Raw genomic sequence first — 15,244 nt, 5'->3', positions numbered from 1 at the left:
AAAATCACCCATCAATATTTTTGCCAAAAACTCAATCCCAAAACCCTCGACATTACTGCTAAAATAAAGTACGAGTCCTTGCCGCTCAAACGCAGACCATGACCGCACAAACATCAGTAGAATTCCAAGACAGTTTCGACATCATCGTAGTTGGTGGCGGACACTCCGGCTGCGAAGCCGCCCTCGCCACTTCTCGCCTCGGCTGTCGCACCCTTCTCCTCACCCTCAACCTCGACAAAATTGCGTGGCAACCTTGCAATCCGGCTGTCGGCGGCCCGGCTAAAACCCAACTCACTAACGAAGTTGATGCGTTAGGCGGGGAAATTGGCAAAATGGCCGATCGCACTTATTTGCAAAAGCGCGTCCTCAACGCTTCGAGAGGCCCCGCAGTTTGGGCGCTGCGAGCACAAACCGACAAGCGGGAATACGCCGCTGTGATGAATAATATTGTTGAAAATCAAGAGAATTTGACCATCCGAGAAGCGATGGTTACAGACTTAGTTTTGGGCAAAAACGAAGAAGTAATCGGAGTCGAAACATACTTCGGCGTCGCTTTTGAATGCAAAGCAGTAATTCTGACCACAGGTACTTTTTTAGGCGGCACGATTTGGGTGGGCAATAAGTCGATGCCCGCCGGACGTGCCGGAGAATTTGCCGCCGTTGGTTTGACGGAAACTCTCAATCGTTTGGGCTTTGAAACTGGCAGGTTGAAGACTGGAACTCCGGCAAGAGTTGACAAACGTACTCTCGATTATACCAACCTGGAACCGCAGCCGGGAGACGCAGAGGTTCGCTGGTTTAGTTTCGATCCAGAAGTTTGGGTGGAACGCGAACAAATGCCTTGTTATTTGACTCGAACTACGCCAGCAACTCACCAGTTAATTAGAGACAATTTGCACCTTTCTCCAGTCTACGGCGGCTGGGTTGATGCGAAGGGCCCGCGCTACTGTCCGAGTATTGAAGATAAGATTGTGCGGTTTGCGGATAAAGAAAGTCACCAGATTTTTATTGAACCGGAAGGTAGAGATATTCCTGAACTTTATATCCAAGGATTTTCGACTGGTTTACCGGAAAATTTGCAATTGCAAATGCTGCGGACTCTTCCTGGTTTGGAAAAGTGCGAGATGATGCGTCCAGCTTATGCTGTGGAGTACGATTATTTGCCTGCAACTCAGTGTTTTCCAACGCTGATGACTAAGAAGATCGAAGGGCTGTTTTGCGCGGGACAGGTGAACGGTACGACGGGATATGAGGAGGCGGCTGCACAGGGGATTGTGGCGGGGATTAATGCGGCTCGGTTTGCGAAAAATCAGGAGATGATTGTGTTTCCTCGCGAGCAAAGTTATATCGGGACTTTGATTGATGATTTGTGTACGAAGGATTTGCGGGAACCTTACCGGATGTTGACTTCGCGATCGGAATACCGGCTATTATTGCGATCGGACAATGCGGATCAACGCTTGACGACCCTGGGACGGGAAATTGGTTTGATTGACGATCGGCGCTGGGAGTTATTCGAGCGGAAACAAGCTAATATTGTGGCAGAGAAAGAACGCTTGTACTCGACGCGAGTCAAAGAACACGAGGAAGTTGGCAAGGCAATTTTTGCCGACACCCAACAAGCGATTAAAGGTTCAATTACTCTCGCTGATTTGTTGCGCCGTCCTGGTTTTCATTATGTCGATTTGGAACGGTACAATTTAGGCAATTCTAGTCTGAAGTTGGCCGAGAAAGATGGTGCAGAAATTGACATCAAATATTCCGGCTATTTGCAAAGACAGCAAAATCAAATTGATGACATTGCCAAACACGAACGCCGGCAATTGCCTGCGGATTTGGATTACATGGCAATTACAACTCTCTCGAAAGAGTCGCGGGAAAAGTTGGCTAAGGTAAAACCGCTGACTATTGGCCAAGCGGCGAGAATTGGCGGGGTGAATCCGGCTGATGTTAATGCTTTGTTGATTTTTCTGGAAGTGCGAAACCGCCAGCAACCGGCTGGTGTGGGAAAATAATCCGATTTGATACAGTTTGTAGTAAGGACTTCAGTCCTTTCTTAAATCTTTAAGCTAATAAGAAATAAAGTCCTTACTACAAACGGCTAATAAAGATTAAAGTCCTTACTACACAAAGATCGATCGCCCAGGTTCAAAGAGAATGGTAAATCTGGCATGAGATTAAGCCTGTGGTAGTCCGGCAACCCCGTGACAGCAAAGAAGAATTTGCCCGACGTGGCGACGAAATCTATGACTAGCAAGTGCGATCGCGAGTCGAGGAAGGCAATTATGACAAAATTGTCGCGATCGATTTTGAAACCGGATCGTTTAAATTTGACGCCAGTGAAATCCTGGCGTGCGATCGGCTTGAAGCGCATCACCCAGACGCTCAGATATGGATTGTCCGCATTGGTTCGGGCTATGTGCGTCGATTCGGGGGACGCACGAAGATATCTCTATGATTACTGGAATCTTTTGTGGTTTTGAACTGATTATTTGGAGTAGCAATGAAAGCACTTAAAGTCATGGCAACGATCGATGAGCAGGGAGAACTAACCTTAGATCTTCCTCTCATAATTGATAAAAATAGCCGTGTAGAAGTCATTGTTCTAATTCCAGAAGAGGCAGACATAGACTATCAATCTCAAGCAGAAGTGTTAGCAGATTTTCGGCAAGCTTGGCACGAAGCCATGACTGGAAAAACTATCTCAGTTGCTCAACTTTGGGAAGGGATTGAAGATGTCTGAGCAGCCTTAAATTCAAGTTGAAGTTTCGCCAACGTTCAACCGAAATCTACGTGCTCTTGCCAAGAAATATCGCAGTATTCGGAATGATATACAACCCGTCATCGAACAACTTTAGCAGGGGAGTTGCCCGGTGATCGAATACCGGATATTAGTTATGCCGTCTTCAAGCTGAGAGTCCGAAATAGCGATACTCAGAAAGGTAAAAGCGGTGGCTACCGTCTGATTTACTATGTCAAAACAGCAGTGGCAATCATTTTGCTGACGATTTACACAAAATCTGAACAAGTGGATATTGCAGCAGATGACCTTCGGAGCATCATTGCAGAATATGACCAACGGGCGACGGAAGGTAAAGAGGAGGTATAGATAACTACTGGAAATTGCTAAAACAGGAATATAGCGATCGCAAATCATTCATAAATCGATCGAGGGTTCGATCGATCATTAGTTTCATGAGAATGTTGGCTCAAAATCACCAAACTTATGTAGCTTGGGAAAGTCAAATCTTTGCTGCTGTATGGTAAAATTGAAGAACCATTTAACCAAGGCAAAAGAGCTGAGGCGATTCCCAAATTTTCTCACCCAAGTTTTGGCATGGAGCCAAATATCCTCTACGGGATTCTGTTCGGGAGCATTGGGAGCAAACAGGACACAAGTTAAAGGCCATTCATCCTTCTGTTTGCCTCGATTAACTTCTTCTAGGTAAGCCTTCATCTCTTTATATTTGTGGTAACTAGCTCCATCCCAAATAATCAAGTGTCTCGCTTCAGGATTTAAGGATTGTAAATCCTTTAAGAAATCGACCGTATTCTCGGAATTCGCAGTCGCATATTCTCGCAGAACAAACTGTTTGGTTAAATAATCTATCGCACCATAATAAGTTTGTTTTTCTCTCTCATTTACCACCGGTATTTCTATTTTCTCATTGCGCCTTCCCCAAAGATAGCCACAGGCATCTCCCCAAAGAAGGTGACACTCATCAATCAAATACACCACAAGCTTTCTAGACTCTATACCTTCTCGGTGTTCTTCGAGAGTTTCACAAATTTCTTGGTGCTTTTTTTTGACAAGCTCTTCATCACCTTTTGGGTTCTTTTTTTGAGACTTTTTCCAGCTAATTCCCGCTGACTTAAAAAATTGATAGTAGCTGGTTTGAGATTTAAATTCAATCTAATATCGCTCTGCTATATAATTGGCAACAGCGGATATATCCCACTGGTTTTTATCGGTTAACCATTGGATAATTTCCTCTCGTTCTTCTGGCTTAATCTGTCCCTGCGAGCCTTGATGATTTAAGAGCAATCCTTCAATTCCATACAACGCATAATTGATTTTCCACTTGCTGATAAATGGAGATGATACTCCCAAAATAGTTTGGATAGTTTCGCGACATATCCCTTCAATTAGCATCCGAACAGCTAAAGCTCTTTTTAGTTCTCTTGGGTCGGGATTGCCGGCAATAAAATTTTCGAGTTCTAATAAAGCTTGGGCTTCATCTTCTTTGAATTTGTCTGACGATTTCTCTCGGGACATCTCAACTCCTACTTAGGTTTACATCCTCATTATACATTATTTATGATTTACAAATCATTTGCGATCGCTATATAACGCAGGTAAGACTATGTGATTATATAAAAGTGGCGCTGGTTGCGATCGCGACATGAGAAATCGAGAAGGGCGATCGGAGCGGTAGTGATACGCTGCCTAAGTAACCGCAAATTTTAGCTTAGGATTTAGACTTAAAAATCTAGAATTTCTCTGAGCACACTCTTTAGATCGTCATCAGCAGGGCGTTTGGCAAACTGCTCATGACTGTAAATCCAAACCAGTCTAATTGTGCAAGTAGTAGCGTTAACCAAGTACATCAGTCTAATTTGCCCCGAAGCCCCTTTTGCAAACCTGATTTCCAATTTATGAAATGTCCAGTCTTCCGGTAACTGAGTTTTTCCGGGTAGAGGTTCATTGCGAGAGTTATTGGGGTATTGGTCGTCAATCAAATCTTCCAAGGTTTTTTCAATCAGCGCAACAAAGCTATCTTTGTGAACTTTTGCAAGTTTCTTGAAAGAACGCTTGAAATTATCGGATGCTTCAATCGAGAAGGGAGTTGAGCCAGTCATGCACTTCTCCTTTGCCAATACGATTTAAGGATTCCGAAGCAAACGCATTATTCACAGTTTCAGACATTGCTAGTTCGTATGCAGGGCGATCGCGTTCTATGCGATCGAGCTTTTGATAACCTAATTCCTTCATATCATTAAGCAGAATTGGCTCCGTTGAACTTGCTTGAGGTGGTAAACCTTTACGAGCTTTCTTCCAAGGAAATTCTCCGTGAGTCATATCACTCAGCCGATAAGCATGGTAGCCACCGAAGTAATCCCAAATTTCTTCTAAAAGTTCTTTTTTCTCAGACGGAAAATCCGACAAGGATTCTTTGGGAGGAATTGGTAATTGTTTAGCCTCAAAATCACTGTAGAATCTATAAGCAGGAGGACAAACAGGCCCATAGCGCCACGCTTGGATTTCTTCTGCAAACAATGGCTCATTGTATAGCGCCAAATGTAAGCTCTGAGCATAATATAAAAGCTTTTGAATCTTCATATTAGTCATTTCAGCTTCTATACCATCCTCATAAGCTCTAATAATGAAGTAGCGAGCAGCATTGAGACAGTCAATCATGGCTCAATCCACATCCTTAAATAAACGTTTTTTCTTTTAACAAACTTGCAAAATGTCAATATATAATTATTATATACGAACCCAGTAAATAGTGCAATTTTATCTTAAAAATGTGTAACAAAACGCACAAAAAATTTTTAAATAGACTTTCCCAAAAAATAAAATATCGCGCCCGGAACGATCGCCGCCACTGACAATAGTAAAACATTTCGACATAAAGCCAGAGGTTTGAAACATGAATTTTCGCCCCTCGGCGTACTCCCTACATATCTGGCTCAAACATCACATCACCCATTTCCTGCAGGTATCCGCACAGTGAAAATAGACCCTTTCCCCTCCTCGCTTTCTACCAAAATCTCGCCGCCCATCATGTGACAGTAGTAGCGGCTGAGTGTCAGCCCCAATCCCGCGCCGTCGTAAGGTCGCGTTGTTGAACAGTCAGCTTGCACAAAAGCTTCAAACAATTTGTGCTGTTGTTCCTCCGACATTCCAATTCCGGTATCCTTAACAGATAAACAAATCCAATCCGACTCTTCAACATTCAGCAAGGGACAAGCGATCGCCGCAGAAGGAGTTTCATCGGCAGGCATTGAATTGTCAATTGCCGATCGCCCTGCTGCATTCAATTTGCTGCTTCCTTCAATGCGCCTGACAGTCAGTTTCACCCTGCCGTTTTTGGTGAATTTGGCAGCATTACTCAGCAGGTGCATCAAAACCTGCCGCACTTTTTTGAAATCTGCGTGCATGATACCCGCAGTTCGATCGCACTCTATGTCTAAAACATTGCCATTTTTCTCTACCAACGGTTTCGCGGCACCCGCAACATTGTCAACCAGGGATTCGATGTCAAATTCATCGATTTCGAGTTTCATCCTCCCGGCTTCAATTTTTGACAAATCGAGGATATCGTTAATCAAAGATAGCAGGTGCGTACCCGCCTTCTGAATCTTGTTCAAGTCTGGTACAAACTCATCACATCCCGCATCCTGAGCATCTTCTGAAAGTAGTTGACTGTAGCCGATAATCGCATTTAAAGGCGTCCGCAATTCGTGGCTCATATTTGCTAAAAACTGGCTTTTAGCAGTGTTAGCGGTAACGGCTGCTTCCTTAGCTTTTTTCAATTCTTTTGTATGTTCCGAAACTCGCTCAATTAAGTGATTGAGAGAGACAGCCAGACAGCCTATTTCGCCTTGTGCCGTGACGGGGACTCGCAAGTCAAAATTAGACTCGGCGGCTACTTGTTGGGCCACCTGAGTAACGCTGATAACAGGTTGGGCGATCGCCCGACTGGTGCGACAAGCCACAATTCCCGCCACCACTACCGACAGCAGCATACTAACAATAATTATGGCTTTTTCCATTCCTTGGGCGTCTTCCATCACTTCACCCCCTTGCCCCTCTTGCTGCTGGGCAATTTCGAGGATTTTGCTCAATTCCTCAAGGCTTTTGTTGAGCTGTTTGACACCTTCTCCGCTTTCTGTTGCCAACAATTTTCGGGCCGACTCTATCTCCAGAGGCGACAGTTGCGATTGCTGGATTTGCTGCAAAGTTGACTGGAGATTATCGGCGTAGGATTCTAAATTTTCCGTGCACTCTTGCAGTACAGTTTTGAGAACTTCCGGCTTTGCTGCCAGCCAAGCGGGTTGGCTGTCGGCAAACTTTTCTATGCGCAAGCGCAGGTTTTTTGCCTTAGTAACACTCGCGACCAACTGCTCTTTTTGCAGTTGTAGTTGGGCGGAATTGTCTACAAAAGAATCTAGCTGTGCTCCCTGCAATTGCGCCGCCAGCGCTGCATCTTTAAAATTGCCCACCAATTGGGCTTGCAGGTGAGCATCATTGAGTTGGTTTACTCCTTGTCCTTGGTAGTAGTCGGCGATTACCAGTCCACTCAGGGAGCCAAGAAAGCCGATTCCTATTGCCAGCAAATACCCGCCACCAATTTTTTGATTGATAGGCAAACTGCCAATTTTAGATAGCCAACTTTTGCTGATTTTTAAGGATGATTTTTGTACAAAATCTTGGCTGGATGTTTTTTCGATCGCGGTTTCTACAGAAGCCACTGGTCTGGAAATAAAGAGCGGCATCTGTTTACATACATTGCTATTTTTTGGGTTAACCTTTGGCGTTCCTACAGGTTTTTCCTGTTGATTAAATGGTTCTAAATCGGAATTCCCTTGGCCTTTTCCTTCGCAAAGGGCAACCGATAGACTTGCTTCGTCCCCTGTTTTTTTGAGCAAGTTAATTTTTGACATATGCAACCGCTGTATTCTGTTAAAATTTACCACGCTCTTAAATTCTCCAAACGGAAAAGCTTGTCTATTTTCTAGTAGGCATCGGCGAAAAAGTATCTAAAACTCTTGTCGAGTCCGAGGAAAAACTTAAATTCGGTTGATGTCTAATAGATAATTAGGCTGTTGATGGCTGTTGCCAAATTACTTTTTCGACTCGTAAAAGTCTGCAGCAGGCAAAATAAATAAAAATTTATCCCGGCAGTGAATTATCCCCGCGTGGAATATTACAGCCAGAAAATTCTGTCTGATGCGTTTTGCCTGTGAGCTCCCCCAACCTGATATTGTCTGTTGACAATGCACCCGATTCCTCAGCTTTGGAGTTTTGCTGCCAGCAATGCGACGATTGCTTGACGGTTTTTGTTGAGCATCCGACGACTTTGTAGCACAGAATGTCATAAATGCAGCAGCCGATAGAACTTTTGCACCCTGGCGATCGGCTTTTGGCATCGTTGCCCCGCAAAGACAAGTCTGAGGTGAAGTCTCGTTAGTAGAGTATAACTGTAGGGCTTACGAAAAGAAACCCGGTTTCTGCGAGTCAACTGTTGGCAATTGCGAGTTCTGGAGTGGCAGCGGTCAATTCGATCGCCAGTGCTAGCTTACCGTCTCTACCCAAAGCTTCATCCGCCAAGTGCACCATCCAGCGGTTCGGCTTAGCCTGGGGTCTGGCGGCGAGCACAACGGCCCAAGCTTCCCGTTCTTTGCCGCGACCCAACAGCGCAGCACAAACAATCAAAGCTGTGGCAGTTGAACGGCTGATTCCACTTTGGCAGCAGATGAGCAAACTGCCTCCCTGCGACGACATTTTGACGGCGAAGTCAATAATTTTCAGTACATCCTCAAGGGTAGGCAAGATTTGATCGGGGTCGTCAACGGGGGTGTCGAGGTCGTTAAATTCCAGCCGCAGTCGGTTCGGGACTTTGTGAAAATTTCTGGGATCTGCTACGCCCGGACTGCCGATCGAGATCAGGTATTCGATCTCGCGCCCCACAGCGCGATCGACACTGTATTCGCTGGCTTCTGCTTGCGAAGCAATCAGGATTTTCGGCAATTTTCGATCCGATAAATCTGCGGCAATTGATGGTTCAAAATCAACTGTTTCTGCCTCAGTGCTGGCATCGGCCAAGTATTGGGCAGCCAGGGCGCGAACGTCAGCAAATTCGCGATTTAAAGCTGTTTCCAGAGCCAAAATAGCCGCCGTCGAGCCAATTTGACCCAGGGATTTAACAGCATTGTGACGCACTCCAGAGGTTTCGTCCCCCAGCAGCCGCACCAAACCTGCCACAGCTTCCTCTGTCCCAATTTGCCCCAAAGCAGCAGCAACTCTCCACCGGACATAAGATTCGCTGTCGCCAATTGCGATCGCCAGTCCCGCTGTCACCATTTTTTGCAAGTTAGCATCTCCGGCTGTACTGATGTTCCCCAGGGCAACCGCCGCCCTGCCGCGCACGAAAATGTCTCGATCCGAGAGCGATCGCATTACCGCCACCACAGCCACCTCGCTGCTGATTTCCCCCAAGGCAGAAACTGCACTGCCGCGCACGTCTGAGTCGTCATGGTTGAGGGCTTCCAGCAGGCCGGCCACAGCCGTTTCCGTGCCGATTTGTCCCAAGGCCTCGGCGGCCCTCAAAGAAACTGCATAGGAGTCGGGATCGTCGTGGAGCAATTCTACTAAGCTGGGTACTGCCTCACAATTGCCGATTTTCCCCAAAGCCGTCGCGGCCCTAGCGCGGACGATGTGATTCGAGTCTCTGAGGGCATTTATTAGCCCGGGAACTACCTCAGAAACGCCGATTTTCCCGCAGTTGACCGCCGCCCGCCAGCGCACTTCGGAGTCTTGGTGTTTGAGGGCTTTGAGCAGCGCGGGGACGGCCGTTTTGGGGTGAATTTTGCCCAAAGCCCAAACAGCCCAGACGCGCACCCCGGAGGCTTTGTGGTTGAGGGCTTTGAGCAGTGCGGAGGCTGCTGGTTTCGAGTTGATTTCTCCTAAAGCCCAAGCCGCCCAAGCTTGCACTTGGGAATCTTCGGATTCGAGCGATCGGGCTAATTCAATTACTGCTGCTTCGGAGCCGATTTTGCCGATCGCCCGAATGCCATGAAGGCGCACTGCACTTTCTTTGTGGTTCAATGTTGCCACCAGCATCGGAATTGCCAGATCCGAACTTGTTAGGGCCAGCAGTTTAATTTTGAGCAGCGGCGAAGTTGGGATTTTTTGGATTAATTTTATTGTGGATGTTTGAAATTCTGGCTTTACCGTTCCTGCTAGCTTGGAGCCGAGTTTTAAATTTACTTTTAGGGCTAATTTTACTGCCCGCAAAGCCAGACTTTGCTCTTCTACTTGTGGCAATATTGTCGCCAAGGTGCGCATCCCTTCTTTTTGTTTCAAATATTTTTGATTGAATTGAGCATCGCTGAGATCGGGTAGCTGTTGGATGAGGGTTGCTGCGGCGTTCATTGATTTACCTAATATTTTAGCGAGCGCTTGAGATTGCTATTTTAAATTGTGTGTATAAAAAATAATATAGCGTCTACAAAACGCTACTTCTCAAAAAAGCTTGCACCACTTCTAAAATATGTCTTATGCCACTATTTTTGCAACTCCCCAATTATTAATTATCGGGTTTTTTTGGGCGATCGGCTTGACAATTAGTAGCGCTTGCTGCTTGGCCTCGCTGGGTTGTTAGATAGCCTAACTCTGCTATATCATTTTATAGCTCGTTGGTTTGAAATAGCGATCGGCGCGGTTGACCGCAGCCAACCGGAAACAGCTTGATTGCGGGACAATCTCTCAACGAGCATAGGGCCCTTTTTTCAAAACCTCAGCCAAAGCGTTATCGTTATCTCGCAAACCTTCGTAAAAAAACATCACTTCTCCTTGAATGCCGCGAGAGCGGTTGTAAGCAATTACTTGCAACAACAGCTCGGGAGTTATGCTATATTTGCTGCCTCGATTCGTCAACAAAATCCCGGGCGACACGCACTTTACTTGCTGCCCGCTAAGCTGTCTCTCGATCAGTTTATCTACCAATTGTTTGTAAGCGTTAAAATCGCGGCGATAAAACTGCGGGTGAAGCAAATCGACCAAGTTTTGGTCAACCCAAGCTTTAGAATCTTGCAAATATTCCTCCAGTCCCCACTCATAAGGACTCGGCGACATCGACAGCAACAAATCAGGATTAATAGCTTTTACTTCTCGGTGTAAACGAGCCACAAACTTAGTAATAATATCAGCGCGCCATTGCAGCCAATGTTTGTCTTTACAATTCGACGGCGCTGCTTTACCGCACTCTTCTCGATAGCGTTTAACCGTTTTTTCGTCGTAACCGCCTTCTACGGGAAACGCAATGCGATCGTCTCCTTGAACGCCGTTTACCGGATAATTTTTAGCAACTTCTAGCATCAACCCCAGCACAAAATTTTGCACTTCCGGGTCAAGAGAATTCATCCAGTCAAAGTTATTTTTCTTAAGTAAATTGCCGCTGGAATCACGGGCGGCCCACTCAGGTTTTTTCGCCAGCAAATGACCGCCCTTGCGATTGTAAGAACTCACAAATCCGTATTCAAAACAAGGAATCACTTTTAAACCAACTCTTTTTGCCTCAACGCATATTTCTGCTAAGGGGTCGCGACCTTGATAGCGCGAGTCAATTTCCACCCCAAAGTTTTCTCGCATAATCTGAGAAGGATAAGCCGTATAACCCTGGCTCCAAATTATAGGAAAAACCGTATTAAATCCCGTATCGGCGAGAAAGTCCATTGCCTCAGCAATTCGCTCTTTTGATGTGAGAACTTTGCAGTCAGTGGTGGGTATCCAAACGCCGCGAATTCCACCAGGATTGTTAGTCGCAAACGAACTTGGCAGCGTTGCTGGATTTGGTGCAGAAAATCCAGTCGTCGCCAACCGCTGTTGGATCGAAGAAGCAAAACTGCGAATTGCTGATTGGAAAGGTGTAAAAAATGGCATTTATTTATTCTATTTTTGTTGTAAGGTGCGCAGTGCGCACGCTACGTTATTAATTTGTAGCACCCGATATTATTTATAGATAAGGTGCGCGGTGCACACCCGATATTATTTATAGATAAGGTGCGCGGTGCACACCCTATCTTGATTCGTAGCACCCGATATTATTATGGATAAGGTGCGCAGTGCGCACCCCAAAATTGTACTATCCAGCTACTCCCGACAGCTTCTGGCTCAAAGCTTCTTTCAATAGTTCCGCCTTATCAGTTTCCTCCCAAGGCAAATCTAAATCAGTGCGTCCGAAGTGACCGTAAGCTGCTACATCTTGATAGAAACGGCCGCCTCTTTCAGCAGGCAAATTCTGCAAGTTAAATGCCTGAATGATTCCCGCAGGACGCAGTTCAAAATGTTGCTTCACAACTTCCAAAAGGCGATCGTCATCAACTTTTCCAGTGCCAAAAGTTTCGATCATCATGCTAACAGGCCGCGCAACGCCGATCGCATAACTCAACTGCACTTCGCACTTTTGTGCCAAACCAGCAGCTACGATATTTTTAGCAACGTAGCGACAAGCATAAGCCGCGCTGCGGTCTACCTTGGTGGGGTCTTTCCCAGAAAAAGCGCCGCCGCCGTGGCGGGAATAGCCGCCGTAGGTATCCACAATAATTTTGCGGCCCGTCAAACCGGAATCCCCTTGAGGCCCGCCGACCACAAATTTGCCGGTGGGGTTGACAAGGAAGCGAGTTTCTGCATCCGGCTTCACGCTAATATCGGCAAACACGGGTTGGACAACAGCAGCCCAAAGGTCTTGTTTGATCTTGGCTTGAACTTCGGCTGTTTCTGTGAGGTCGCCGATCGTTTCGGTGTGCTGGGTAGAAATTAAAATCGTATCTATGCCAACGGGTTTGCCGTCCTCGTAAATCACCGTAACTTGGCTTTTGCCGTCGGGACGCAGGTAAGATAACTGACCGGTTTTGCGGACTGCTGCCAGTTGACGGCAAATCCGGTGCGCTAAACTGATCGGCAGAGGCATCAATTCCGGCGTTTCGTTGCAAGCAAAGCCGAACATCAAGCCTTGGTCGCCGGCTCCAATGGCGTCTAATTCCTCTTCGCTAGATTGTTCCCGGCTTTCGTGGGCTGTATTCACCCCTTGAGCAATATCGGGAGACTGAGAATCAAGAGCTACCAAGACTGAGCAACTATTGGCAGAAAAGCCGTTGTCAGCGTGGATGTAGCCAATATCGGCTATTTTTTTCCGGGCTAATTCTATGTAATTTACCTGAGCTTTAGTGGTAATTTCGCCCGTCAGCAGCATCAAGCCGGTGTTGACGACTACTTCGGCTGCGACGCGGCTTTTGGGGTCTTCAGTCAGTAAGGCGTCTAAAATCGTATCTGAAATTTGATCGCAGATTTTATCGGGATGGCCTTCAGTGACGGATTCAGAGGTAAACAGGTAGCGACGTGACAATGATTGTTCCTCCTTTGATGGGGACGAAGCCTGCGCGACATCGACGACCGACGAATTATTTTTCAGGTAATGGCCAAGAATCATGGCGTCTGGGCCGCCGTCGAATTTTTGTCGGTCTGCAGAAGTGTTGAAGCAGGGTTTGAGATTGGGTAAAGTCACACTACTATAGCAAAGTCAGTCGTGGGAAGTCGTTAAAAACTTAGATTTTGTAGGATTCTCGATCGAGCTGGGACACACCGCTAGTCTACCCCCCTAAGCTGACAAAGGTAAGATACAGTCAGCGTATCGCCTCGCGGAAGGACTATGGCAGGAATCCAAAAATCACCGAACTTAATCCAAACGGTTGCAGACCTAGAATTTCCCGGCGGCCCCATACCGATTGACTCTGCATTTTATATCGATCGATCGCCCGCCGAAGCCCGAGCTTGCGCAGAAATTACCAAGCCAGGGAGCCTGATTCGCATTAAAGGTCCCAGAAAAATGGGCAAAAGTTCGCTGATGCTGCGCATAATTCACGCGGCAGCCGAGCGTGGATACCGCACAGTAAATGTAGACTTTCAGCAAGCCGACGCAGCGGTTTTTGGTAGTTTAGATAAATTTTTGCGCTGGCTTTGTGTCAATGTCGCTCGGCAACTCAAACTCGAACCAAATCTCGATGAATTTTGGGATGAAGATATGGGCAGCAAGGTAAGCTGCACTCTTTACTTTGAGAACTATTTGCTCGAACAAATTGACAGTCCGGTTGTCTTGGTACTCAACGAAGTAAACCTAGTATTTGAACGCGCCAATATTGCTCAAGAATTTCTGCCACTGCTGCGTTCTTGGTACGAACAATCTCGACACATTCTCACTTGGCAAAAACTCCGCATCGTCGTCATTCACTCGACAGAAATTTATATTGCTTTGAGTCTTAATCAATCTCCATTTAATATAGGACTGCCGATTAAACTCTCAGAATTCACTGCTGAACAAGTCCAAGATTTGGCGCGCAGATACGGACTGAACTGGAGCGATAGCTATCCGATCGAGCAATTAATGAACATGGTAGGCGGGCATCCTTATTTAGTGCATTTAGCGCTCTATCACCTGGCAATTTTGCTGCAAAATCCCCAGTCGGGCGATCGGGACGAGCCTGGGGAGGAACTGGGGCGAGCCGAGTTGGCAGAACTGTTAACAGCAGCTCCTACTCACAGCGGAATTTATAGCGACTACTTGCAAAATCAGTCGATCGCCATTCAACAGCAGCCGGCACTGGCATCCGCCTTCCAACAGGTTGTCGGTGCTAAGAATAGCGTTCACATCGAACCTTTTATCGCCTATCAGTTAAACAGCATGGGACTTGTCAAATTAGAGGGAAATAACTGTAGCTTATCTTGCAAATTATATCGCCTGTATTTTCAAGAGCAAAATTTGTGCGAGGACTGTTTCTCGACTGTTGGTTGGGAGGAGTTGCAGCAAGAAAATGAAAGGCTGCTAGCTTTGGTGAATGTGGACGAACTTACTCAAATTGGCAACAGACGGCATTTTGACAGTTGCTTGCGAGCGGAATGGAAACAGATGGCTCGCGATGGGTCGCCGATATCTTTGATTATGTGCGACATCGATTTTTTCAAAATATATAATGATACCTACGGACATCAAGCTGGAGATGATTGTTTGCGAGAGGTAGCTCAGACAATTCGCCGAGCGCTCCAGCGTTCTGCTGATGTAGCGGCTCGCTACGGGGGCGAGGAATTTGCTGTGATTTTACCTCAAACTGATGCGGCGAGCGCTCTGCTTGTTGCCGAACACATTAGAGTGAAAGTTAAAGATTTGAAGATTTTTTTTAAGCCGGAGAGATTTGACGGTCTGCCTAATTCTGTGGTAACGATTAGTTTGGGAATTGCCAGCGTTGTTCCGGGGCAGGAAAATGATGCAGCAACGCTCGTACTGGCGGCTGATGAGGCTCTTTATCACTCGAAAAGGCAGGGGCGCGATCGGCTCACTATGAGTAAGCTTTTAAATTTTCGATTTACTGCTGTTAATTAGCTAATACCAATTCACTATGAAGGTACACTAAAATCTAGGGTAAAAGTAGAGGAAATCCAATATGGCGAACAAACTTCAGG

At 46.3% G+C, this 15,244-nt stretch carries 11 protein-coding genes and 1 pseudogene; 5 read left to right on the top strand and 7 right to left on the bottom strand.

The window, feature by feature from the left end; genetic code table 11:
• Positions 1-98: 98 nt before the first annotated feature.
• The 4 genes from mnmG to QUA13_RS12250 all read left to right on the top strand — a co-directional run bounded on the left by mnmG (position 99) and on the right by QUA13_RS12250 (position 3,109).
• Positions 99-2,015, top strand: coding sequence for a tRNA uridine-5-carboxymethylaminomethyl(34) synthesis enzyme MnmG (gene mnmG, locus QUA13_RS12265; RefSeq protein ID WP_333198726.1), 1,917 nt, complete (start codon positions 99-101; stop codon positions 2,013-2,015).
• Between the two features lie 242 nt (positions 2,016-2,257).
• Positions 2,258-2,458 (top strand): hypothetical protein, encoded by a 201-nt coding sequence (locus QUA13_RS12260; RefSeq protein WP_333198724.1) that lies wholly within the window; start codon positions 2,258-2,260, stop codon positions 2,456-2,458.
• A gap of 45 nt (positions 2,459-2,503) precedes the next feature.
• A complete protein-coding gene (locus QUA13_RS12255; protein ID WP_333198722.1) occupies positions 2,504-2,743 on the top strand; it encodes a type II toxin-antitoxin system RelN family antitoxin in 240 nt (79 codons plus the stop codon).
• Positions 2,744-2,866: 123 nt separating this feature from the next.
• Positions 2,867-3,109: a hypothetical protein gene (locus tag QUA13_RS12250; RefSeq protein WP_333198720.1), complete on the top strand. Its 243-nt coding sequence runs from the start codon at positions 2,867-2,869 to the stop codon at positions 3,107-3,109.
• An 84-nt stretch (positions 3,110-3,193) separates the two neighbouring features.
• Here QUA13_RS12250 and QUA13_RS12245 read toward each other — a convergent pair.
• The 7 genes and pseudogenes from QUA13_RS12245 to metK all read right to left on the bottom strand — a co-directional run bounded on the left by QUA13_RS12245 (position 3,194) and on the right by metK (position 13,136).
• Positions 3,194-4,276, bottom strand: a pseudogene (locus tag QUA13_RS12245) (IS630 family transposase).
• A 206-nt stretch (positions 4,277-4,482) separates the two neighbouring features.
• Positions 4,483-4,860, bottom strand: coding sequence for a hypothetical protein (locus QUA13_RS12240; protein ID WP_333198718.1), 378 nt, complete (start codon positions 4,858-4,860; stop codon positions 4,483-4,485).
• The gene (locus QUA13_RS12235; protein ID WP_333198716.1) at positions 4,832-5,419 is read right to left on the bottom strand and encodes a type II toxin-antitoxin system antitoxin SocA domain-containing protein; all 588 of its coding nucleotides are present in this window, start codon (positions 5,417-5,419) and stop codon (positions 4,832-4,834) included. The genes QUA13_RS12240 and QUA13_RS12235 overlap by 29 nt, the downstream gene beginning before the upstream one ends.
• 287 nt (positions 5,420-5,706) lie before the next feature.
• Positions 5,707-7,671, bottom strand: a complete 1,965-nt coding sequence (locus tag QUA13_RS12230; RefSeq protein WP_333198714.1) for a HAMP domain-containing sensor histidine kinase — start codon at positions 7,669-7,671, stop codon at positions 5,707-5,709.
• Positions 7,672-8,245: 574 nt separating this feature from the next.
• On the bottom strand, positions 8,246-10,162 hold the full coding sequence (locus QUA13_RS12225; RefSeq protein WP_333198712.1) for a HEAT repeat domain-containing protein: 1,917 nt from the start codon (positions 10,160-10,162) through the stop codon (positions 8,246-8,248).
• Between the two features lie 333 nt (positions 10,163-10,495).
• Positions 10,496-11,671: a family 10 glycosylhydrolase gene (locus QUA13_RS12220; RefSeq protein WP_333198711.1), complete on the bottom strand. Its 1,176-nt coding sequence runs from the start codon at positions 11,669-11,671 to the stop codon at positions 10,496-10,498.
• Between the two features lie 202 nt (positions 11,672-11,873).
• Positions 11,874-13,136: a methionine adenosyltransferase gene (gene metK, locus QUA13_RS12215; RefSeq protein WP_333198709.1), complete on the bottom strand. Its 1,263-nt coding sequence runs from the start codon at positions 13,134-13,136 to the stop codon at positions 11,874-11,876.
• Between the two features lie 303 nt (positions 13,137-13,439).
• On the opposite strand from metK, the gene QUA13_RS12210 reads away from it, so the two are divergent.
• Positions 13,440-15,164, top strand: coding sequence for an AAA-like domain-containing protein (locus tag QUA13_RS12210; RefSeq protein WP_333198707.1), 1,725 nt, complete (start codon positions 13,440-13,442; stop codon positions 15,162-15,164).
• Positions 15,165-15,244: the final 80 nt, after the last annotated feature.

Origin of the sequence: Microcoleus sp. S28C3, from assembly GCF_036700785.1 — a bacterium.
GTDB classification, from domain to species: domain Bacteria; phylum Cyanobacteriota; class Cyanobacteriia; order Cyanobacteriales; family Microcoleaceae; genus Microcoleus; species Microcoleus asticus.
This window is presented reverse-complemented; position numbering and strand designations above follow the sequence as displayed.

What these genes read in the sequence shown, in the direction of transcription:
- mnmG (WP_333198726.1), top strand. Translation starts at nt 99, where the DNA reads ATGACCGCACAAACATCAGTAGAATTCCAAGACAGTTTCGACATCATC.
- QUA13_RS12255 (WP_333198722.1), top strand. Translation starts at nt 2,504, where the DNA reads ATGAAAGCACTTAAAGTCATGGCAACGATCGATGAGCAGGGAGAACTA.
- QUA13_RS12240 (WP_333198718.1), bottom strand. Translation starts at nt 4,860, where the DNA reads ATGACTGGCTCAACTCCCTTCTCGATTGAAGCATCCGATAATTTCAAG.
- QUA13_RS12235 (WP_333198716.1), bottom strand. Translation starts at nt 5,419, where the DNA reads ATGATTGACTGTCTCAATGCTGCTCGCTACTTCATTATTAGAGCTTAT.
- QUA13_RS12230 (WP_333198714.1), bottom strand. Translation starts at nt 7,671, where the DNA reads ATGTCAAAAATTAACTTGCTCAAAAAAACAGGGGACGAAGCAAGTCTA.
- QUA13_RS12225 (WP_333198712.1), bottom strand. Translation starts at nt 10,162, where the DNA reads ATGAACGCCGCAGCAACCCTCATCCAACAGCTACCCGATCTCAGCGAT.
- QUA13_RS12220 (WP_333198711.1), bottom strand. Translation starts at nt 11,671, where the DNA reads ATGCCATTTTTTACACCTTTCCAATCAGCAATTCGCAGTTTTGCTTCT.
- QUA13_RS12210 (WP_333198707.1), top strand. Translation starts at nt 13,440, where the DNA reads ATGGCAGGAATCCAAAAATCACCGAACTTAATCCAAACGGTTGCAGAC.